Origin of the sequence: Crinalium epipsammum PCC 9333 (genome assembly GCF_000317495.1) — a bacterium.
GTDB lineage: Bacteria > Cyanobacteriota > Cyanobacteriia > Cyanobacteriales > PCC-9333 > Crinalium > Crinalium epipsammum.
Genome location: NC_019753.1, coordinates 3,203,907 through 3,225,000, shown reverse-complemented (window position 1 = coordinate 3,225,000; position 21,094 = coordinate 3,203,907). Strand labels below are relative to the sequence as shown.

General features: G+C 40.6%; 19 protein-coding genes (1 of these 19 running past the window's edge). 7 read left to right on the top strand and 12 right to left on the bottom strand.

Annotation, left to right across the window (positions count from 1 at the left end):
* Both dnaK and CRI9333_RS14125 read right to left on the bottom strand, forming a co-directional pair.
* Positions 1–1,487, bottom strand: partial view of a molecular chaperone DnaK gene (gene dnaK, locus CRI9333_RS14130; RefSeq protein ID WP_015203842.1) — the 5' portion only. It extends 580 nt beyond the left edge of the window; only the first 1,487 of its 2,067 coding nucleotides appear in the window; it begins with the start codon at positions 1,485–1,487; its stop codon lies off the left edge, out of view.
* Between the two features lie 524 nt (positions 1,488–2,011).
* A complete protein-coding gene (locus tag CRI9333_RS14125; RefSeq protein ID WP_015203841.1) occupies positions 2,012–2,416 on the bottom strand; it encodes a hypothetical protein in 405 nt (134 codons plus the stop codon).
* Between the two features lie 98 nt (positions 2,417–2,514).
* Between CRI9333_RS14125 and pds the strand changes: the two genes are divergently transcribed.
* Together pds and crtB are read left to right on the top strand one after the other, a co-directional pair.
* Positions 2,515–3,951: a 15-cis-phytoene desaturase gene (gene pds, locus CRI9333_RS14120; protein ID WP_015203840.1), complete on the top strand. Its 1,437-nt coding sequence runs from the start codon at positions 2,515–2,517 to the stop codon at positions 3,949–3,951.
* Between the two features lie 154 nt (positions 3,952–4,105).
* Entirely contained in the window at positions 4,106–5,035 is a 930-nt protein-coding gene (gene crtB / locus CRI9333_RS14115) for a 15-cis-phytoene synthase CrtB (protein ID WP_015203839.1), read from the top strand.
* A 247-nt stretch (positions 5,036–5,282) separates the two neighbouring features.
* Here crtB and CRI9333_RS14110 read toward each other — a convergent pair whose 3' ends face one another.
* Positions 5,283–5,867 (bottom strand): thioredoxin family protein, encoded by a 585-nt coding sequence (locus CRI9333_RS14110; RefSeq protein ID WP_015203838.1) that lies wholly within the window; start codon positions 5,865–5,867, stop codon positions 5,283–5,285.
* 96 nt (positions 5,868–5,963) lie between these two features.
* On the opposite strand from CRI9333_RS14110, the gene CRI9333_RS14105 reads away from it, so the two are divergent.
* On the top strand, positions 5,964–7,436 hold the full coding sequence (locus tag CRI9333_RS14105) for a hypothetical protein (RefSeq protein WP_015203837.1): 1,473 nt from the start codon (positions 5,964–5,966) through the stop codon (positions 7,434–7,436).
* A 10-nt stretch (positions 7,437–7,446) separates the two neighbouring features.
* On the opposite strand, the gene coaBC is transcribed toward CRI9333_RS14105, so the two are convergent.
* The 5 genes from coaBC to CRI9333_RS14080 form a co-directional block, all read right to left on the bottom strand.
* A complete protein-coding gene (coaBC, locus tag CRI9333_RS14100) occupies positions 7,447–8,712 on the bottom strand; it encodes a bifunctional phosphopantothenoylcysteine decarboxylase/phosphopantothenate--cysteine ligase CoaBC (RefSeq protein ID WP_015203836.1) in 1,266 nt (421 codons plus the stop codon).
* Between the two features lie 94 nt (positions 8,713–8,806).
* Entirely contained in the window at positions 8,807–9,019 is a 213-nt protein-coding gene (isiD, locus tag CRI9333_RS14095) for a protein IsiD (protein ID WP_015203835.1), read from the bottom strand.
* Between the two features lie 86 nt (positions 9,020–9,105).
* A complete protein-coding gene (locus CRI9333_RS14090) occupies positions 9,106–9,744 on the bottom strand; it encodes an alpha/beta hydrolase (protein WP_041226059.1) in 639 nt (212 codons plus the stop codon).
* A gap of 24 nt (positions 9,745–9,768) precedes the next feature.
* Positions 9,769–10,398, bottom strand: a complete 630-nt coding sequence (locus CRI9333_RS14085) for a Crp/Fnr family transcriptional regulator (protein ID WP_015203833.1) — start codon at positions 10,396–10,398, stop codon at positions 9,769–9,771.
* Positions 10,399–10,735: 337 nt separating this feature from the next.
* Entirely contained in the window at positions 10,736–11,728 is a 993-nt protein-coding gene (locus CRI9333_RS14080; RefSeq protein WP_041226058.1) for a CHAD domain-containing protein, read from the bottom strand.
* A 431-nt stretch (positions 11,729–12,159) separates the two neighbouring features.
* On the opposite strand from CRI9333_RS14080, the gene CRI9333_RS14075 reads away from it, so the two are divergent.
* The 3 genes from CRI9333_RS14075 (at position 12,160) to CRI9333_RS14065 (ending at position 14,961) form a co-directional block, all read left to right on the top strand.
* Complete coding sequence (locus CRI9333_RS14075) at positions 12,160–12,462, top strand: DUF6464 family protein (protein WP_015203831.1); 303 nt, start codon at positions 12,160–12,162, stop codon at positions 12,460–12,462.
* A gap of 286 nt (positions 12,463–12,748) precedes the next feature.
* Positions 12,749–13,801: a dipeptide epimerase gene (locus tag CRI9333_RS14070; protein WP_015203830.1), complete on the top strand. Its 1,053-nt coding sequence runs from the start codon at positions 12,749–12,751 to the stop codon at positions 13,799–13,801.
* 110 nt (positions 13,802–13,911) lie between these two features.
* A complete protein-coding gene (locus CRI9333_RS14065) occupies positions 13,912–14,961 on the top strand; it encodes a DUF1611 domain-containing protein (protein ID WP_015203829.1) in 1,050 nt (349 codons plus the stop codon).
* A 72-nt stretch (positions 14,962–15,033) separates the two neighbouring features.
* On the opposite strand, the gene CRI9333_RS24990 is transcribed toward CRI9333_RS14065, so the two are convergent.
* The 3 genes from CRI9333_RS24990 to murJ form a co-directional block, all read right to left on the bottom strand.
* A complete protein-coding gene (locus CRI9333_RS24990) occupies positions 15,034–16,071 on the bottom strand; it encodes a peptidoglycan-binding protein (protein ID WP_015203828.1) in 1,038 nt (345 codons plus the stop codon).
* A gap of 216 nt (positions 16,072–16,287) precedes the next feature.
* Positions 16,288–17,118: a pentapeptide repeat-containing protein gene (locus CRI9333_RS14055; RefSeq protein WP_015203827.1), complete on the bottom strand. Its 831-nt coding sequence runs from the start codon at positions 17,116–17,118 to the stop codon at positions 16,288–16,290.
* A 151-nt stretch (positions 17,119–17,269) separates the two neighbouring features.
* Positions 17,270–18,892 carry a murein biosynthesis integral membrane protein MurJ gene (murJ, locus tag CRI9333_RS14050; protein WP_015203826.1) on the bottom strand — a complete coding sequence of 541 codons (1,623 nt, stop codon included), beginning with the start codon at positions 18,890–18,892 and terminating at the stop codon, positions 17,270–17,272.
* A gap of 147 nt (positions 18,893–19,039) precedes the next feature.
* Here murJ and sfsA point away from each other — a divergent pair, with 147 nt between their 5' ends.
* A complete protein-coding gene (gene sfsA / locus CRI9333_RS14045) occupies positions 19,040–19,810 on the top strand; it encodes a DNA/RNA nuclease SfsA (RefSeq protein WP_015203825.1) in 771 nt (256 codons plus the stop codon).
* A 143-nt stretch (positions 19,811–19,953) separates the two neighbouring features.
* Here the strand turns inward: sfsA and CRI9333_RS14040 are convergent, their stop codons facing one another.
* The gene (locus tag CRI9333_RS14040; RefSeq protein ID WP_157462326.1) at positions 19,954–21,087 is read right to left on the bottom strand and encodes an RNA-guided endonuclease InsQ/TnpB family protein; all 1,134 of its coding nucleotides are present in this window, start codon (positions 21,085–21,087) and stop codon (positions 19,954–19,956) included.
* Positions 21,088–21,094 lie beyond the last annotated feature (7 nt).

The following is a 21,094-nucleotide window of genomic DNA, read 5'->3' as shown; positions in this document are numbered from 1 at the left end:
ATTGTAATACTTTGTTCCCTACCTGTGGTTCTGTCTAAGGCTGTTACTTGTAAAATCCCATTAGCATCAATATCAAAAGAAACCTGTATTTGAGGTACACCTCGTGGTGCAGGTGGAATACCAGTGAGCTTAAATCGCCCTAATGACTTATTATCTGCTGCCATTTCGCGCTCACCTTGGAGGGCATGAATTTCTACTAAAGTCTGATTATTTTGTGCTGTAGAAAAAACATCAGCGCGACGTGCTGGAATTTGGGTGTTGCGGGGTAGGAGCTTTTTCATTACACCGCCAATTGTTTCCAGTCCTAATGATAAAGGTGTGACATCCAGCAGTAGCACATCATTGATATCACCTGCTAGTATTGCTGCTTGAATAGCAGCACCTACACCGACAACTTCATCAGGATTAACATTTTGATTCGGTTCTCGATCAATTAAACTGCGAACCAACTGTTGTACTAAGGGGATGCGGGTAGAACCACCTACTAAAACTACTTCGTCAATTTGAGCAGGTGTCATGCGTGCATCTGATAAGGCGCGTTTGACAGGATTGCGTAATCTGCTGATTAAATCTCCACAGAAGTCTTCAAACTGCGCCCTAGTTAACCGAGTTTCTAGATGTTTTGGTCCATCTTCTGTGGCGGTGATAAATGGTAAGTTTATGTCAGTGACGGTAACACCAGAAAGTTCAATTTTAGCTTTTTCTGCGGCTTCTGTTAATCTTTGTAAGGCTTGGCGATCGCGCCTTAAATCTACCCCTTCCGTTTCTAAAAACTGATCTGCTAGCCAGTCAACAATTTTTTTATCAAAATCGTTACCACCTAGCTGAGTATCGCCACTCGTAGCTTTGACCTCAAATACTCCATCACCAACATCTAGGATAGAGACATCAAATGTGCCACCTCCGAGATCAAACACCAGGATCGTTTGATTATCCTGTTTGTCTAATCCATAAGCTAAAGATGCTGCCGTTGGCTCATTAAGAATTCGCATTACCTCTAGCCCTGCGATCCTACCAGCATCTCGCGTTGCTTGCCTCTGGGAGTCGTTAAAATACGCAGGAACTGTAATTACTGCCCCTGTGACTTGCTGCCCTAAGTAGCGACTAGCTTCGTCTGCCAGTTTTCGCAGGATCATTGCTGAGATTTCTTCTGGGGCAAATTCCTTCTTCAGCCTGGGGCATTTAATTTTTATACTGCCTTCTTCATCTTTACGGATAGTGTAAGAGACTTGCTTTGACGGCGGGTTGAGTTCACCATATTTGCGACCCATAAAGCGCTTCACGGCATAGAAGGTGTTTTGCGGGTTGGAAATTCCTTGCCGCCGTGCCATTTGCCCCACTATGCGTTCTCCGTCTTTATTGAAACCAACCACGGAGGGAGTCGTCCGCATTCCTTCTGAATTAGCAATCACGACTGGCTTTCCGCCCTCCATGACGGCTACTACTGAGTTAGTTGTACCCAGATCTATGCCGACTACTTTTCCCATGCGTTGCGGTTCTCCTCGCGTGTTTTATAACTTAATGTTGAGAACATTTGCTGAATTATATTGTATCTTGCTGCTGGTAAATAATACATATACTTTGGCAGCCGTTAAGCTAAGTTGGCTATTTCAATTGCTCGCTCTTCTATCCAGCGTCTTTTCTTGGTTTAACGGATTTTAAGTATCCAACTTGAATGCACATTAGCTTAACATTTCCTACCTCACCACAGGTGAAAATACTTTTTTGAGGTTTTGTAAGTAACGATACCCCATTACAGCCGGAATTGCTGATCTTATTGAATTCACATTTATCTAAATCAAAATTGCTTAAATTTAATTATAAAAGAATGAGATATATTTAAAAAGTCATTAGTTGAATTAAACCAATTTCTTGAAGTTTTTTGAAGAGATCTTTTTTATAAAATATCAGATTAATGAAATAACTTTTATGAATAAAACACAGTAAATAAAATGTACGTAAATATTAGGTTTTACGCTGTATTTCGTAATTAAAAAAATATTGTTGATTGTTAAAATAAGCCGTCATCATCAAAATCATCTGGAGAAAACCAATCGGATCTAGGTCGCCTAGTATCAATTTCATGATCGTAAACAGCATTTTGATATGGAGGATAACAAATACAAAATCTGGTGCGATCGCACTGAACTAAATTCCTGTATCGGGTGTGCAGCATTTCGGCTTTATTTTTCAATCGCTTATAAACTGCCATATTCGGGCAAACAATCACCATTTCAGCCGAATTAGGTTCATAGCAAGTAATTCTCCAGTCGCAGTGGCTAAATACAGCCCTTAAGGAACTATTGAGATTTTCAAAGAAAAATTCTCGCAGTTCTCTAACTTCGGATAAATTTCTGGCAAGTGCTAAATCTTCTTGGCTTAGGGGTTGAGGTGCATCTGGGTTATCGTAGTTCATAATGATTTCCTTAAAGGTTGCGTCTTTATGTAACGAAATGCAAATATAATGAAATCCAGAACATCTGGTTTCCACTCTTTAGGGCAGTAGCAAAACAAATGCGAGTTGCGATCGCTGGGGCAGGTTTAGCTGGTCTTTCTTGTGCCAAATACTTAACTGATGCTGGTCATACCCCCATTATCTATGAACGTCGAGACGTTTTGGGCGGTAAAGTTGCTGCTTGGCAAGATGCCGACGGTGACTGGTACGAAACGGGTTTGCATATATTTTTTGGGGCTTACCCCAATATGTTGCAGTTATTTAAGGAATTAAATATCGAAGATCGATTGCAGTGGAAAGAACACACAATGATCTTCAACCAACCGGAAGCGCCTGGTACTTACTCTCGCTTCGATTTTCCTGATTTACCAGCGCCAATCAACGGGGTTCTGGCGATTCTGGGTAACAATGATATGCTTACTTGGGCTGAGAAGATCCGCTTTGGAGTTGGTTTAATTCCAGCGATGATTCAAGGGCAAAAGTATGTGGAAGAAATGGATAAATATTCTTGGTCGGAGTGGCTGAAAAAGCAAAACATCCCCCCAAGGGTAGAAAAAGAAGTGTTTATTGCTATGTCTAAGGCGCTAAACTTCATTAATCCTGATGAGATTTCTGCAACTATTTTACTTACAGCCCTAAATCGCTTCCTGCAAGAGAAAAATGGCTCTAAGATGGCATTTCTTGATGGTGCGCCGACGGAACGGTTGTGTCAACCAATGGTAGATTACATTACCGAACGTGGTGGGGAAGTAAAGTTAAATGCTCCGATTAAAGAGTTTTTGCTTAACCCAGATGGAACGGTGCGCGGCTTCTTACTACGGGGAAAGAATGGGACAGAGGATGAGGTAATTACTGCGGATGCGTATGTCTCTGCGATGCCTGTTGACCCGTTGAAAGTGATGTTACCCCAACAGTGGAAACAAATGGAGTATTTCCAAAAGCTAGAAGGCTTAGAGGGAGTACCTGTGATTAATGTACATTTGTGGTTTGACCGCAAGCTTACGGAAATTGACCATTTGTTATTTTCGCGATCGCCTCTTTTAAGCGTGTATGCTGATATGAGCAATACCTGCCGAGGCTATGCTAATCCCGATCGCTCGATGCTGGAATTGGTACTAGCACCAGCAAAAGATTGGATTAGTAAATCTGATCAAGAAATTGTAGACGTGACAATGGCAGAATTAGAAAAACTATTTCCTGACCATTTTGGCTCAGAACAGCCAGCTAAGTTGCTGAAATCTCACGTAGTCAAAACTCCCCGTTCTGTTTACAAAGCTACACCTGGACGGCAACAATATCGTCCTGATCAAAAAAGCCCGATCGCTAACTTCTTTCTCACGGGTGATTACACAATGCAACGTTACTTAGCAAGTATGGAAGGTGCCGTACTTTCTGGTAAGCTGACAGCGCAGGCAATTGTAAGTAGCCAGGAGTCAGGAGTGAGAATTGAGGAATTAAATCTTAATACTCAGAACTCAGAAGTACAAATAGCTTAAGCGCCATCATGCCATTATATATTTTGGATGATGAGGAAACTTAGCTGAGTACAAACACTGTTAAATCTGAGTAAGTATCTCTTAATTCCAAATTCATGGCTCTAAAATCTCACATCACCTGTCCCTAGCTCACCTTCATTTCAGCCTGCAACGAATGCTGCAACTGTATAAGTCCCCTTGCATGAGAATGCTGGCCTCTATTGAGGATGCCTACGAAATTTGTCGCCAAATTACGGCTCAGTACGCTAAGACGTTTTATCTCGGCACGCTACTGATGCCGGAGGCGAAACGTCGCGCCATTTGGGCTATTTACGCTTGGTGTCGGCGAACTGATGAGCTAGTGGATGGTGCTGAAGCAACAAGTACTACTCCTGAGACACTTGATCGCTGGGAAGAACAACTAGAAGCTTTGTTTGCTGGACAAGCTTTTGAAGATTCAGATGTGGCTTTGGTAGATACCTTGACTCGGTTCCAATTGGATATTCAACCGTTTCGAGATATGATTGCTGGTCAGCGTATGGATCTATACCGCAATCGCTATGAAACGTTTGAGCAGTTAAATCTCTACTGTTATCGAGTTGCTGGTACTGTGGGATTGATGTCAACCACAATCATGGGTGTAGATACTTCACCGTACACGGCTGCCTGGAACAAAAGTCAAGAAATCTATCTACCTACATCGGAAGCGATCGCACTTGGAATTGCTAACCAATTAACTAATATTCTCCGAGATGTTGGGGAAGATGCCCGTCGAGGTCGCATCTATCTGCCGTTAGAAGAATTAGCTTTATTTAACTACACCGAAGAAGATTTATTAAAAGGTGTGGTTGATGAACGCTGGTGTGAGTTAATGGGTTTCCAAATTCAAAGGGCGCGAAAGTACTATGCTGAGGCAGAAAAAGGAATTAAATATCTTAGTCCTGATGCTCGTTGGCCTGTTTGGGCAGCTTTGATGCTGTACCGAGGGATTTTAGATGCGATCGAGCGTAACCAGTACGACGTTTTCAGCCAACGAGCTTACGTGCCTACACCAAAAAAACTTTTGTGTTTGCCACTTGCCGCGTTGAAAGGGCAAGTCCTTTAAGCAAAAAGTATGCTGAATAAAGGCTAATGCCAACACTTATGCTTGGCATATATTTCTGCGTTTATTTTTAACAGATAGGTGCAGCACGTAGGATAATTTTTAGCACTGATAATACTGAGATAGTAGGAAGATCGGGTTTAATTTAGATTTTTGTAAAACACCTAGAGATAGGTGAACCCGCCCCTACAATAATATTCAGTTATCACCAGAAATACGGGATAGCCGTAACTTAGGCTACAACCAAAGTTTACGACTTGAAATAGTTGGGTTCGTTCCCAAGTTTCCATTTAATATTGCAGCCGATACTTGGCTGCTGTTCTGGGTTAACTGGTTTGTCTGCTAAAACTGCATCAAGAGCGTAACGTAAATCTTTACCTGTAACTGGTTTACCGTTGCTAGGACGGCTATCATCTAGTTGACCCCGATAAACTAAATTGCGATCGCCATTAAACACAAAGAAATCTGGTGTACAAGCAGCCGTGTAGTTTTTGGCGGTTTCCTGGCTTTCATCGTAGCCAATAGGAAAATTAAAACCTTGCTCTTGCGCCATTGCCTTAAGTTGGTCTGGAGCATCGTTAGGATATTTAGTAACATCGTTAGCACTGATTGCTACAATGCCAAGATTGTGATTAGCATAATCTTTACCAAGCTTTGTAAGTTCTGCCTGGATGTGTTTTACAAATGGACAAGGTTGGCAAATAAACATCACCAGTAAGGCTTTTTTATCAGCAAACGTGGAAATTGAAATTCTCTCACCAGATACTACATCGGGTAAGTGGAACTCTGGGGCTTGAGTTCCTAGTGACAACATGGTTGAAGCTGTTAGTACCATAAATTTTATTCCTAAAATTAATTCACTTTGCGTAACTACGGAACTAAAAAGTAGTATATCGGGTCTAAGGTCATGTTGGTATTGCTATAACTATTTATGATTTATAAACATCAATTTACACTAGGAAATAGTGTTAAAACAGCGCATTCTAAAATGTTTGCTACACTGCTGTTAACAGGAATATTATCGTTGGCATCAGGGCTAACTCTACTAGAAATGGTAGTAGCGGCTCCAGCAATTGCTGATACTAATGGTAGTTTGTTACTACAGAACCAGACAGATAATCAAACGACTCAACGTTTAAGATCTCAAATATTTCGCTTGAATAGATTACCCGCGAATATCCTTAATGCTATACGCCAAGATTTAACGGGTAAATCCAGCATTTCTCAATTGACAGTAGTGAGTTATAGTCGGCAAACTTGGACTGATGGCTGTCTTGGTTTAGGTACACTAACAGAAAGTTGCCTCGCAGCAAGAGTTCCAGGTTGGCGCGTTGTTGTATCTGATGGTAATCAAACTTGGACATATCGCACAAATAGCAGTGGAAACACTTTGCGCTTAGAAAATCAAACTACTGGGGGAATTTCACAGGGAAATGTTACTAATGCTGTTTTGCGAGAAGTCTCTCGTAGGACAAGTTTGCCAACTTCAGCTTTCCGTATTGTTGAGTCTCAACGTCGAAATTGGTCAAATGGTTGTTTAGGTTTATCTAGTCCAGGTATTGCTTGTACACAAGCGATCGTACCAGGCTGGAGGATAGTTGTAGCTAATGGGCAACAACGTTGGGTTTATCGCACTAACCAATCTGGATCAGTGGTAAAGCTGGATACAGCCGCTAGTAACATTGGTCAAATACCAAAATCAGTGGTTGATGCTGTTTTGCGTGAAGCATCCGAATATTTGAATTTACCAGTTTCTCAATTACAGATTGTTGAGACGCAAGCGAAACAATGGCCAAATCAGTGCATTGGTATAACTCAAGCTCCTCGCTTATTTTGTGGCTCAGTTTCCCAAGAAACTATACCTGGATGGCAGGTGGTTGTAGCTGGTGGGGAACAACGTTTAGTTTATCGTACTAATGAATCTGGCTCTACGGTAATTTTAGATGAAGCTAGTAGCAACATCGGTGAGGTTGGCACAATCAAACCTACTAGAATGAGTGCTAGTGAATTACCACCACCAATACCCGTTAATGCTGTATTTCGAGCGATAATGAGTGGTGGTATTACTGGGAAAACCTACAAAACCACGCTTTTGAATAATGGGCAAGTTATTCGAGAACTGATTAATAACAAAGGCATCAGTTCTCAGCACCAAACTACTAATATTTCCCCAGAACAGGTAAAAGAGTTTCAAAGCCTATTGGAAACACAGCGATTTTCTCAGTTTGATAGGCTTAATTACGATCTGATGAGGGGGGCAGCAGACAATACCAATGTCACTCTTACCAGCAGATCTGGCACAACCCGCTATGATAATACGAGTCAAGATCCTCTACCTCAAAGGCTAAATAAAGTCATTCAAGCTTGGAATAAAATTGCTAATCGGGGAAGTTTTGGTTTTTGATTGTTCTGAATCATAAAACGAGAGTACCGTTTTGCACAATATCAAAGATATAATGAGCCATTTGTAATTTAGAACAAGGTTCTATTTCAAACTGCCTTTCTTTGTTATCAATCACAATAGCTTTGTTGCGATCGCTACCAAACCCACTATCAGGTTGATCTATCGGATTAGCAACAATAAAATCTAATTTCTTTCTTTGTAACTTTTCTAATGCAGGTGTAACTATATCCCCTGTTTGTGCAGCAAACCCGATTAATGTTTGATGCGGATGTTTGAGATTACCTAATTCTGCCAGTATATCTGGTACAGGTTCTAGGGGTAATGTTGAGGGGAGCGATCGCTTTGCTAGTTTCTCGTTACTATATATACCTGGTTTAACATCCGCTACTGCTGCGGACATCACAATTAAATCTGATAAAGGAAAATTGAGCAGCATCGCCTGTCGCATTTCTTCGGCGCTGACAACTGTGATCGCTTTCATACTTCCTCTTTCTTCCCTCCCATTAGCAATGGCAGGGAAATCACTACTCAGACCAGCAGGTATACTATGAATTAATGTGACGATTGCTCCACGATTTATTGCTGCTTGTGCTAAGGCTAATCCCATTTTGCCAGTAGAAGGATTACCAATAAAGCGCACAGGATCTAAATGTTCCCGCGTTCCCCCAGCACTAATTAATACTCGTTTACCTGCTAAGTCTCGCTTACCTTGAGTATGTAGTAATGATTGTACCGATGCGATAATTTCTGGTGGTTCTGCCATTCTGCCAGCGCCAATGCGATCGCACGCCAACAAACCAGCACCAGGACCAACGCTGTGATAACGTCGGTCTTGCAACAATTGTTGCCAATTACGTTGTACCGCTACTTGTTCCCACATATCAGTATTCATCGCGGGTGCTAGTAATACAGGACTTGTAGAAGCTAATACAGTATTTGTGAGTAAATTATCAGCCAACCCATAAGTTAATTTACCTAGAGTATTAGCAGTTAGTGGCGCAAGTACTACAACGTCTGCCCATTCTCCTAATTCAATATGTAATGGACGACCATTAATTGCTTGCCAAAAATCATCATCTGTGTATGCTTGATGACGAGACAACGTTGCTACTGTTAAAGGCGTAATAAATTCTTGTGCGGAACGAGTAAGAATAACTCTTACTTGTAACCCTGCTTTGAATAGAGATGAAATTACCTCACAGACTTTATAGGCAGCTATTCCGCCACCTATACCAATTAATACCTTGGTTAAGTTTCGATTTTTAGCTGATGCCATTGAGATTAGAAATAAGTTGAGATTTTAAATTCAAAGCTAATACTTATATTTAGATGCGACAAATAAATATTAGCCTTAAATCTAAAATCTGCAATTATGCTTCGTCAAAAGCTTCCAGATCTAAAAGATGGATATAAGGTTCAACCAACTCTGGACGCTGAAAAGCGATCGCTCGCAGAAGATGCCAATCATTCAACCCTTCAAAAGGATTACTATAATCATCACCTTCTAGACGTGCAGCAAGCTGTTCCACGTCTGCTGCTGTGAGAGCAGAAATATTCCGTGTCGAAATGCTTGAAGTTGTCATTGCTCACGCCCCTATGATCACTATCTGTCTCAATTGCTGTACAGACGCAACAGCCTTTTTTATCTTAGCCTCCTTACCTGAAATAGTTAGCTTGAGATATGGTTTGTAACAAAATTTTGTATTAATTCTAAAACTTCTGGTCTAATCTCATGCCCCATATCAAATTCCTGGTATTCAACTGCTACCCCCATTGCTTTTAAAGTGTCGCGTGCTTTCTGGGCAGCACTTAACAGTACAGTTGGGTCAAATCTACCATGCACAATTAATACTGGCGGAAAAGTGCTATAGCTTGTTTGAGTAATTGGATGCAAATATCCGCTTAAAACAACCAAACCTGCTAAAGGCAAATTTAGCCCCACATCCAAAGTCATTGCTCCCCCTTGGGAAAAGCCACACAAAATGGTACGCGACAGAGGAACACCAGTAGAACTTTCTAAAGATTTCAGCCAATCAGTTAAACTTTCTTTGCTTTGTGTTAATTCCTGATGACTTTTTTGAAGTGATTCCTGTGCTTGTGTAAAGGAATACCACATCCGTCCCCCCGATTTTACATAAGGGTGAGGAAAGGGAGCATTAGGAAACAAAAACTGGTAATCATGCAATTTTAACAACGGCGCTACAGATGCTAGATCTTGAGCATTAGCACCCCAGCCGTGCAAGGCTACAACTAAACCCACTGGTGGCTTTGCACTAGCGGGTGGTATGGAAATAACTGATAAAGACAGAGTACTACTCCTAATAAACGCAACTCACCAATTTGAGACACTATTAAAGTGTTCATCTTTAAGAATAATGTGGTGACCCGCGTCGAATTTAATCCACCCTTGGTCTTGTAATTTACTAAAAAGCCGTGTAACTGTAACTCTTGTTGTACAAATAGTATTGGCAATAGTTTGATGAGTCAAACGAACACTTATACGAGTTCCTTCAGCTACAGGTTGACTCATTTCTTGTTTTAACAATAGCAGTAAGCGGTGCAAACGATCTTCAACTCGTCGCTGTCCGGTAATCGCTAACAGTGCCTCTGTTTGTCGCTGCCGTCGGACTAATTGTGGCAATATTGCCTGAGATAAACTTGGAGTAGCTTCTATTTCTCGCAGAGCAAACCACTTCAAGTATACATTTGATACGGCTTTTGCATGATAAGTAGGTAAGGAAGTTAACCACTGACCAAAAAACATCGAAGGACTTGCCCAACCAAGTAGTACCTCTGCTCCATTACTGCAAAATGTATTAAATTGCACTAAACCTTGAGATACCTGCCACATTCCCTGGGGTAGTAGCGGAATTTCTTCCTCTTTGGCATAAAAGTGTAACCGACTTTCTGGGTTCACTTCGTATTGGTCTAGTACTAAAGTAGTTTTAGAAGTTAGATACATGGGGTGCAAGTATTCTTATTAATGAAATACAGGCTGAGTAGTACTAAACCTTAATTATCTAAAAGCTATGTATACGATCGCGTATACGTAAACGTATAACTTTAGTACGATTAAAACTAACAGCGAAATTAACCTAATATTAGCTGGGGACTGCTGAGTAGTGATAAGGAAAAAGCCCTAATTTCTCTCTTATTTGGGGACTATTAACTTTTTCAACCTGCATAAGTCCTATAGGTAAATTTTTAATTATAGGGACACTAAACTTCACTGCTAGTTAAACGCCTCAGCAGCTACCCTAAAATAGAGTTACCAAAACCCAACTCTTAAACTACCTAAATCATTTAGTTAAATCACTGGGTTGCTCAATTGGATTAAGTAACTCTAGACGGAAGGATGTTCGAGTTTCAGCATTGAGGTATTTATTTTGTAAAAACTGCCAATGCTGCCAGGATTTGTAACTATTTTGTAACAATTGCTTAACTAAAGTGGGTAGCTGTTTTTTGCTATCTGAGTCTAAGGCTGCTGTGATAAATTCTGATAAAACGACACTATCTTGAATTTCACCCAAGATTTTTTGAATTTCTTTCAAATCTTCTAGATGAGCTAGATATTTGGAGCCGTAAAATTCTGTAAATAACTCCATTTGATAGCGCGATCGCTTAGTTTCTTTACGTAAGCTGTGAAGTAACTTACCTTGATCAATTAACAGTTGTTCTACCTCAGACTGAGGCATAGCTTTGGAAACGCCAATTTTGCCTTCTGCCACCTGAACCCCTACTAACCACCCTGGATGAAGTAGAAATTCACTGACGGATGGCAAAAGTAAATCTGGCAATACTTCATAAATTGGCAATTGAGCTACTCCTAAGTATTGCGGTTCATCTAACCACTTTTTCAAAGCTTTTTTCAAATGCTGATAACTTTTACTCTCCAGCGCGGATTGCACTTTTGTTAGTGCTTGTTTACGCTGTTTACCTAGATAATTTAAAACCTGTTTCAAGTATTTTTGTTCTGATTTTGGTAACTCAGGTTCATACTCATTTAAGAGCGTTTCCTTAAGTACATCTAAATCTCGTAACTCTCCGAGTATCCGAGCAATTTTACCAATCTTTTTTTCAGCAGCAGCTTTAGGCAAGTCTAAAACTACTTGAAACCCTGTAACGGCTGAACGCAAACGACGCATTCCCACCCGCATCTGGTGTAACGCTTCGGGATCTCGGTCGTTGAGAACGTCTTCTTCGTGCTTGAGAATTTTATGGAGGTGTTGCTCAATTGCAATATATCCCCAGTCTCCTAATGTGTTTGTTTTAGCGATCATAGGTTTTTCCATACAATTTTTTTTGCTCTAAAAAGTGAGGAATAGTTAAAACTTTGAAAAATTAAGCACAGATGCAAGCGCAGCTAGCCTATGGCTACAAAGATGGATTAACTAATTTTTGCAATAAATCTATTGATTATATTCAAATTATCTCAAAATTTTGTTGCAATATGCGTCAATATTATAGCTCAAAGGGGATGGTGCATATAAATAAGGGCTTACGTCTCTTATTTTTTTACTATAAATTCCTATTTTTTCATAAATAGATAAAATAAATTTTTACATAACGATGTTTTACAGAACAAAACTATACCCAAATCATTAATAAATATTTAAATAATAATTATAATGGTCAGGATAATACTCTATCTGATGGTAGAAGCCAATGTCTTTATTATATGTAGTACGATAGCAGTGGACTTAATTAAGGAAGTTAACCAAGTGTGTTTGAAACCATTTTAGTTTTTGTTGTTAGTTTAATACCAGCATTATTTTCCATACTTATCATCCATAAGGCAGAGACACGAGCAAGATCAAATATTAGATCTGCTATGCAAGCAACAGCCATCAGTAGATTACGATGTAATCCCCCACATCTTGAGGAGCAATATGTTGAAGGTGTAGGTTTTTTAATAGGTGACATTTCTTGCCAATATAATGCACGAAGCGCTTACATCCGTTGTGCTATTAATCCCCAGGGACCTTGTAAAGAATGCCGCTATTATGAAATGCGGGAATCAGCTTAATATTGAGTTAGGAAATTCAATCCTAAATAAATCGCCACAACTGTACCCGAAACGGAAATTTTACCTTGGAAAATTGGATTAATTACTTGATCTACTGGAATTAATACTACCTAAATTTATTCTGTGATATCTACGCTTTGCTTTCCTGATAGTTGTACCTTTTCAGCTATAAAGACAAAGATTTTGAATGTCCGTTTTAATGAAGAAAAATATTCAATCCCAACATCTAGCTCACGCTAACTATGTTCTCTTAGCACAGAGTTTTTAACTTATCTTTTATAGAATTATGCGTATAAATATTCAACCTTTTACGGTACATAAGCGGTTTGCACTTAAAATTAGTCGTGGTACTACCTCGCAGACGCAAAATGTCTGGGTGCGAGTTGAACAAAATGGGATTGAGGGTTGGGGGGAAGCTTCGCCGTTTTCAATTGGTGAACACCCGCAAACTACACCAGTGATTTTAGAGGCATTGCAGCAAGTTATACCAATGCTGGAAAAGTTTAGCCCTTGGGACAGGCAAGAAATTGAACAGATTTTTATAGAAACAAACTTACCATCAGCAGCACGAGCAGCAATAGATATAGCATTGCATGATTGGTTAGGAAAGCGCGTAGGATTACCACTGTGGCAGATGTGGGGATTGAATCGTCGTCAAATTGTGCCAATTTCTGTCACGATTGGGATTAATTCCCCCGAAGGCGCACGTCAACGGGTGCGAGATTGGTTGCAGGTGACTGAGGCACGATTTTTAAAGGTGAAATTGGGTAATCCTGAAGGTATTGAAGCGGATCAGGCGATGTTGATGGCGGTGCGGGAGGAAGCGCCAACTGCAAAATTAAGTGTTGATGCTAATGGAGGTTGGAGTTTACAACAAGCAGTAAAGATGTGTAGTTGGTTGGTTGATTATGAAGTTAAGTATGTGGAACAACCTTTAGCGCGAGGACAAGAGGTAGATTTACTTGTTTTGAAAGAGCGATCGCCTCTACCAATTTTTGTGGATGAAAGCTGCTTTACTAGCCAAGATATTCCCAAGTTAGCAGACAGCGTACACGGCATTAATATCAAACTGATGAAATCAGGGGGGTTAACAGAAGCATTGCGAATGGTACATACCGCCAAAGCTTGTGGTTTACAGGTAATGTTCGGTTGCTATTCTGATAGCTGTCTGGCTAATACAGCCGCAGCCCAGTTATCACCATTTGCTGATTATTTAGATTTGGATAGTCACTTAAATTTAAAAGACGATCCATTTAAAGGTGCTGTATTGCAGCATGGCTGTCTACTACCAAATGATTTACCTGGATTGGGGGTAAGTTATCAGGAATATAAATTTTAGATAATTAACCACAGATATCCACAGATGAACACAGATAAACACAGATGAATTAATAAATTTGGGAAACAATTATAGAATGGTACTTTTTGATTTTGTTATGGGTCATTTTTATGCTAAAAGCTGAAAATAAAGTAGCAATTTTGCTGCACGAAGGTATTAAAGGAGTTCAGGGGAAAACAGGTTTGTCACTTTTACGCTACAGCGAATCATCAGTTGTAGCTGTAATTGACTATCAATCTGCTGGTGAGTCGTTAGCGCAACTAACTGGCATTCAGCGTGATATCCCAATTGTGGCATCTGTAACAGAAGCCTTAAGTTATAGTCCTGATGTTCTTACTATTGGAATTGCCCCATCTGGGGGTGCTTTACCGTCAGCTTGGTGGGATGAGGTGGAACAAGCTGTTACTGCTGGGTTATCGGTTGTAAATGGTTTGCACACGCCGATGGCATCTTATCCGCAGTTTAGGGAGTTGTTGAGAGAATGGCAATGGATCTGGGATGTACGTCAAGAACCTGCGGGTTTAAAAGTTGGTAGTGGTAAGGCGCGATCGCTCTCTTGTCAGCGTGTCTTAACAGTTGGTACGGATATGGCGATCGGTAAAATGTCAACTAGCTTGGAACTGCAAAAAGCTTCTAAGGCAAGAGGTTTGCGCTCTAAATTTATTGCTACTGGTCAAGCTGGGATTATGATTGCGGGTGATGGCGTACCCTTGGATGCCGTGCGGGTAGACTTTGCCTCTGGTGCGATCGAGCAAATGGTAATGCGCTATGGTCAAGACCACGACATCTTATATATTGAGGGGCAAGGTTCCCTATTACATCCAGGCTCGACAGCAACACTACCCCTGATACGTGGTTCCCAAGCAACTCATTTAATTTTGGTGCATCGGGCAGGACAAACTCATATTCGCAATTGTCCAGATGTGCCAATACCACCTTTATCTAGGGTAGTTGAGTTATATGAGCAAGTTGCTGTTGCTGCTGGTGCATTTGCGCCTGCAAAAGTGGCTGCGATCGCCCTCAACACTCATCACTTAGATGAATCAGCAGCCAAGGAGATAATTGCACAAACCACAGCCGAAACCAAACTACCTTGTATCGATGCAGTACGTTTTGGCGCTGACATATTGTTAGATGCAATACACATCTCTATAAATTAAATGTGCGTTACCTACAAACAATATAGAGACGTTGTATACAACGTCTCTACACCATGAAGACGAAATGTCTAATTAACTGCCACCGCGCCATAGCTTACTAAACTGCTCTAAAGTTGCCTGGGGAATTTGGCTCTGTAGCCACTTTAGATCTGCTTGTTGTTGAGAAGTAAACAAGCCTTGCGTGTCATAGGTATAAAAAATTTCAGCTAAGTTGATTGACGAGTTGATTGGTGGGTTGCTCGGCGGATTTATCGGCGGGTTGCTCGGCGGCGTTACTTCACCTTTTGGCGTGTAGGATAAGATGATTTTACGAGTAATAGGGCCAACTATGCCGTCTGCTACTAAGGAATTAGCAGCTTGAAAATCTTTCACAGCCTTATCAGTTGAAGGACCAAAGATGCTGTCAGCTTTATCGAGCTTAATTCCAGCTTTCCTCAGAGCAAGTTGCAAATCCCCCACATCTCTACCCGCTTGTACTGGCTGAGTCAGTCTTAAAATTCTGGCAGGCTCCATTCCAGGGAAACCTTCTGCGGGTGAGAAACGCAAGCGGCTGGCTGTAGCAGGTCCAAAAATTCCATCATCAGCTAACTTATCGGCAGGATTAACAATGCTCCATAATTGCTGGAAAGCTTTAACAGAGATCGAGTTAATCGAGGTGATCCCGGGATCGGTGCAATCGTAGTGCATTGGGTCAAATGAGCCAATCCATCTCCATCCATTAGCTTGTAACACTGGTCGCCAGCCTTGTGAATCCTCTATATCTATGGCACTGGCATTATTATGATTACTTTTCCCTGGAGTTGATGCCGCAGTTATACCACAGCGACGATTTTGGTAATGTTGGTATAACAACATTTGACCAGCCAGCGTTCTGTAAGCTGAGTTAATGATAATTTGTTTGCCACGGGCGACAACTGCGTTTTGCAAACGTACTTTCGCCGCACGTTGCATCCAAGGATGAACCGCCGCGTCTGCCAGTTTCACATTATTGATATCGTCAATCCTTACCAACAGACCAGGACTAATTCTATTCATTTGCGCGATTAGTTGGTCATCTAATCCACGTACAGAATAGGTAGAACAATCAGTAACATCTTTGAGTAAAGTCATGTTATTCCTACGAGCATTCAAAATGCTACGGCAGCAAAATATTAACCTACTATGTTAACTTAAATATCCTAACCGAGAGACATTTTCTATTTTTTATTTAAAAATATAGTAGGTTATTTATCTAAATATACAGTACCTGCTACTTAAAAATTAAACAACTTTTTAAATTAAAAATTGCAATTATTAATTCTTCCCATGCACATTCTCAGGGATTAATTAAATTTCAATAGGTAAAATTGCATCGGTTAAATCAGCACCATCTAGGTTAGCTCCCTTCAAAATTGCATTAGTAAGATTTGCCTGACATAAGTTAGCTTTACTTAAATTAATCCAAGTCAAATTTGCCTGTTCTAAAGATGCCCGTATCAAGTTAGCACCACTCAAGTCTGCTGCTGTTAAGTTGACTTGGTACAAATGCGCGTCACTCAAATCAGCACCAACTAAGTTAGCGCTTTCTAAGTTAGAACCACCTAGTCTAGCCTCGCTGAAGTTAATTCCCTGTAAATCAGCGCCATTCAAGTCTACATCCTTTAAAAAAGCTCTGCTAAATTTCACACCATTTAAGGAAGCACCAGATAGTAAAGCACCACTGAGTCTGGCTTCGTAAAGGTTAGCCCAATTAAGGTTAACGCCACTAAGATTTGCTTCTCTAAGGTTGGCTCTTTGCAAAGAAGCACTACTAAGATTAGCTTCTCGCAGATTAGCGCCTCGAAGGTTAGCGCTGTTGAGATTAGCTCCGCTTAGTTTAGCTCTGGGAAGTTTGGCTTTTTCCATCACAGCGCCTTGGAGATTTGCTTTTGTCAAATCTGCATCTCCCAGTTTAACGGCGCTCATTTTCGCAAAACTGAGATTAGCCCAGTTCAGGTTAGCCCTACTCAAGTCTGATTTAATCATAACAGTCCGACTCAGGTTAGCGCCCATCAATTTAGCGCCACTGAGGTTAACGCCGTTCAGAGTGATTCCACTAAGGTCAGCACCACTAAGATCGGCATTAGCAAAGTCTCTATGTCCTTCTGTATAAAGTTTCAGTAGATCACTTAGATCCATTTATTGACTTCTCACGAAGTTGAATACCACTGTTATCTAGAATACAAAAATTCCCTAAAATAACCTATACCAGTTGCGTGATGCTTTCAGCAGGGGAAAAAAGCAGGGAGCAAGGGAAAAATTTTTATTCTCTTGCTTCTTCTATAACCCCTTATTTATCACTCTTCAAAAAACGCTGTTTGAGTCGGGAAACAAACATATCTACTTCTGGCAAATTTAGACGACTGGCGCATAAAGCAAATACACTTAAGCCAGCTAACGCAGATATACCTAATTGCAAAAGTAATACTAGCAAATTATCACTACGCCAAATTTGTTCAAAACCTCGGTTTACTCCCCAACTTACTAAACCTGCAATAAAGCTACTACCAGTTATAGCAATAATTGGTAAAGTTAATTCTCTCCAAGGTAAACCGTGCAGTTTGCGATTTAAAAACCAACTCAGTGCCACCATTGAAAATAAATTTACCCCTACTGTTGCCAAAACTAAGCCTGGTGCGCCTAAAGGTTTGACTAATAAATAATCTAGTACGGCATTGAGGACGATATTTACAACACTAATGCGAAAGGGTGTTTCGCCATCTCCCAAGGCATAAAATACTCTTACTAATACGTCTCGCCCTAAGTAAACAAACATACCCAGACTGGAAGCAATTAGTACTGATGCGACAAACTCGGATGCACTTTTGTCGAAGGCGTAACGCTCATAAACTACCCGTACGATGGGAAAAGCTAGAGTTACCATCAACGCGCTTAAAGGCAGCATGGTAATAGCAGTAACCAGTATTCCCTGACGGATACGGGTTTTGAGTTCAGGCCAATGAATAGGATCGGCAAGGCGCGAGAATATTGGTAGTAAGGGTACCAATATTACATTAGAAATGATGCCTAAAGGAGTTTGAATTAACAAACCCGAATAGTTCATTGCTGCTGCGGCTTGGGGAATATAGGAAGCAAAATATAAATCTGTGTAAAGGTTAATTTGCAGCATTCCTGATGATAAGGTGGCTGGTCCCATTACCTTAAGAACATCTTTAACACCAGGTCGCCACCATTCAAACCGCAGACGTAATGTTCCTAAACCTGCACGCCACTGGGCAATTACTTGTATTACCCACTGTAGGATTGCTCCTAATAGTGAACCCCAAGCTAGAAATTGTCCACCGAGTAGGGCGTATTGGGGGGCGTTGATTTGGTTGCCTAATTGTACTGCTAAGAAAGCTAATCCTCCAATCACTGTGAGGCTGGAGAATATAGGGCTAACGGAGGGTAGCCAGTACATATCAGCAGAGTTGAGTGTGCCAAAACCAATGCCAATTAGTCCGGCTAATAGTGCCATTGGTGCCATGATTTGCAACTGTTGAATGGCGATCGCACGGATTTGTAATCCTTGGTCTGTCTGGCTTAAACCTGGTGCTACTATGTCGATAAACACGCCAGCAAACACAATTAAGCCAATACTGACAAAAAGCAGTATTCCTCCCACCATTGTTGTAACGGTTTCTACTAAGGGGGCGGCTTCTGATTTGTCGCGTTTAGCTAGTACGCTGACGATCGCACTATGAAATGGCCCGTTGATGCCACCAAGTAAGATCAACAAAAATCCAGGGATGACGTAGGCATAATTGTAAGCATCTACAGTGACACCTACACCAAAAGCGGCTGCGATCGCTTGTTGCCGTACCAACCCAAAAACTTTACTAATTAGTGTGGCAACAGCCACAATTCCAGCAATTCCAGCAAGAGTTCGAGCGGGTTTAGGCTTTTCAGACACGAGGCTTCACAATTATCAATTAACAATTATCAATTATCAATTATCAATGACCAATTACCAAAAAACGATTTCTTTCACTACAAATAGGAGCCAAGCAGAAGATATAATTAATTGCCTGATTGCATTAAGTATACATTCACAAATCTAATGGATTTGCTCTACCGCTACCCAACGCTATACCCTGGAATATTAATTAAACGCTATAAACGATTTTTTGCTGATATTGAACTTGCTTCGGGAGAATTAATCACGGCTCACTGCGCCAATACAGGACCCATGACTGGTGTATCTACTATCGGTAGTCCGGTAATGGTTTCAAAGAGTGATAATCCAAAACGTAAATTAGCTTACACCTGGGAGATGATTCAGGTTTATGACAACCAACCTACTTGGGTAGGCATTAACACAGCTTTGCCTAATCGAATTATTAAACTAGCTTTGGAAAAATATTTGTTTCCAGAATTAGGCAACTATCTAAAAATTCGTTTTGAAGTTCCTTATGGAATAGAGAAAAGCCGCGTAGATTTTGTGCTAAGGCGTGAAGATTCAGATCAGGATATTTATTTGGAAGTAAAAAATACTACTTGGGCTGACGGTAACTTAGCTGTTTTTCCTGATACAGTGACTACGCGAGGACAAAAGCACTTGCGGGAATTAACGGCTTTGCTGCCAAACTATCAAGCAGTTATGCTTTACTTGATCAATCGTGGTGATTGTACTCAATTTTCTCCTGGTGATAGTACAGACCCAGTTTATGGTCAGTTGTTACGCGATGCAGCAGCCCAAGGTTTAAAAGTGTTACCTTGTCGGTTTGAAGTAACACCAGAGGGAATTCGCTATTTGGGTTTAGCTGAGTTTTTGCCTTTTCAAAGACTACCGCAGTCTGAAACTGTAGTTAGTCCAGTTATATCGGGTTGAAAATCTGACATTCCACAGAAAAAGATCTAACCTAGATAGCCACAATGGCTCATAAAGGAACTAAAATATGACTCCGCGAAACTGGTGGCTAATGATTTGTATGTGGAGCATTTAAGCGATATAAAACCAACAATTTGAACAAATCAAACGCAGTTAAATACCTCTATAGCATCACCCCATAGGGTAAAGGTCGCTCCCGACAAGGCACGTAACATAATATTACGTGCGCCATTCCAGTCGCGGTCATGGTGTGAGCCACAATTGGAACATTTAAAGATTTTAGAACCACCTAACTTTTTGTGAACATGACCGCAAAAAGTACAAGTTTTACTTGTATAGGCTTCATTGGTATCAACTACTAAAACATTTTTTAATGCAGCCATTGATTTTAATGTTTGCTTAAAACGGTAGTGTGACCAATTTAACATCTGTCGTGCTGTCTTTTTGTGAATGCGTCGTTTTGCACGTCTGACCATATTTGATGTTTCAAATGTTGGTAGAAAAATAACCTTGTAATTGTTAACTAAATAGCTGGCTATTTTCTTGTGTGCATCATCAACTAAATTGCGAATTTTAATCCGAATTTTTTCAGCAGCCCGACGATAAGCACGACATTGTTTAGTTCTAATATCTTTTCCATCAGTATTGCTCATTAATTTGTCAAGGTGAAGGCATAATCTGACGATTCGCCCAATATCTCCCTTACCAAACTCTAAGACTGATTCTCCATCAAATCCCGTTAAAAATGTTCTCACACCTGGATCAAGTGCAATTACTTTATCTTGTTGTGTTGGTGTTGAATTAACGTACTGTGGAATAACAGCAAACCATCGGTGTCTGTCATAAACTAACTGAGTACCATACTCACAATTTTCGGGTAATGGTTGAGAACTTTTAAAGCTCAACCCCTTGGTAAGATTAGGATACCAGGTTGTGTTTCTAAAACCACCAACTTTAAATTTAATAGTTTGAACTGGTGTGCGACAACTGCGATATGAGGCAATACCTTGATTTTTTCGTGCTTGTTTCCAAGAATCAAAGGCATCTTGAACAGCATTAGCTTTTGGGTGACGTGGTGCATTCTTAACCCATTCTGGTAATAAATCATTACTAAGAATTAATGCTTCAAGTTGATAACTACCACCCTCAAACCCAGACTTTAATGCCTCGATTGCTGTGTTGTATACAAACCTAATTGCCGCTTTCCATGATTGCCAAATTTCATGTAATTTTGGCTCTGGATAAATCCGCACTTTTAACACTGAATTAGGCTGCAACTTCTCA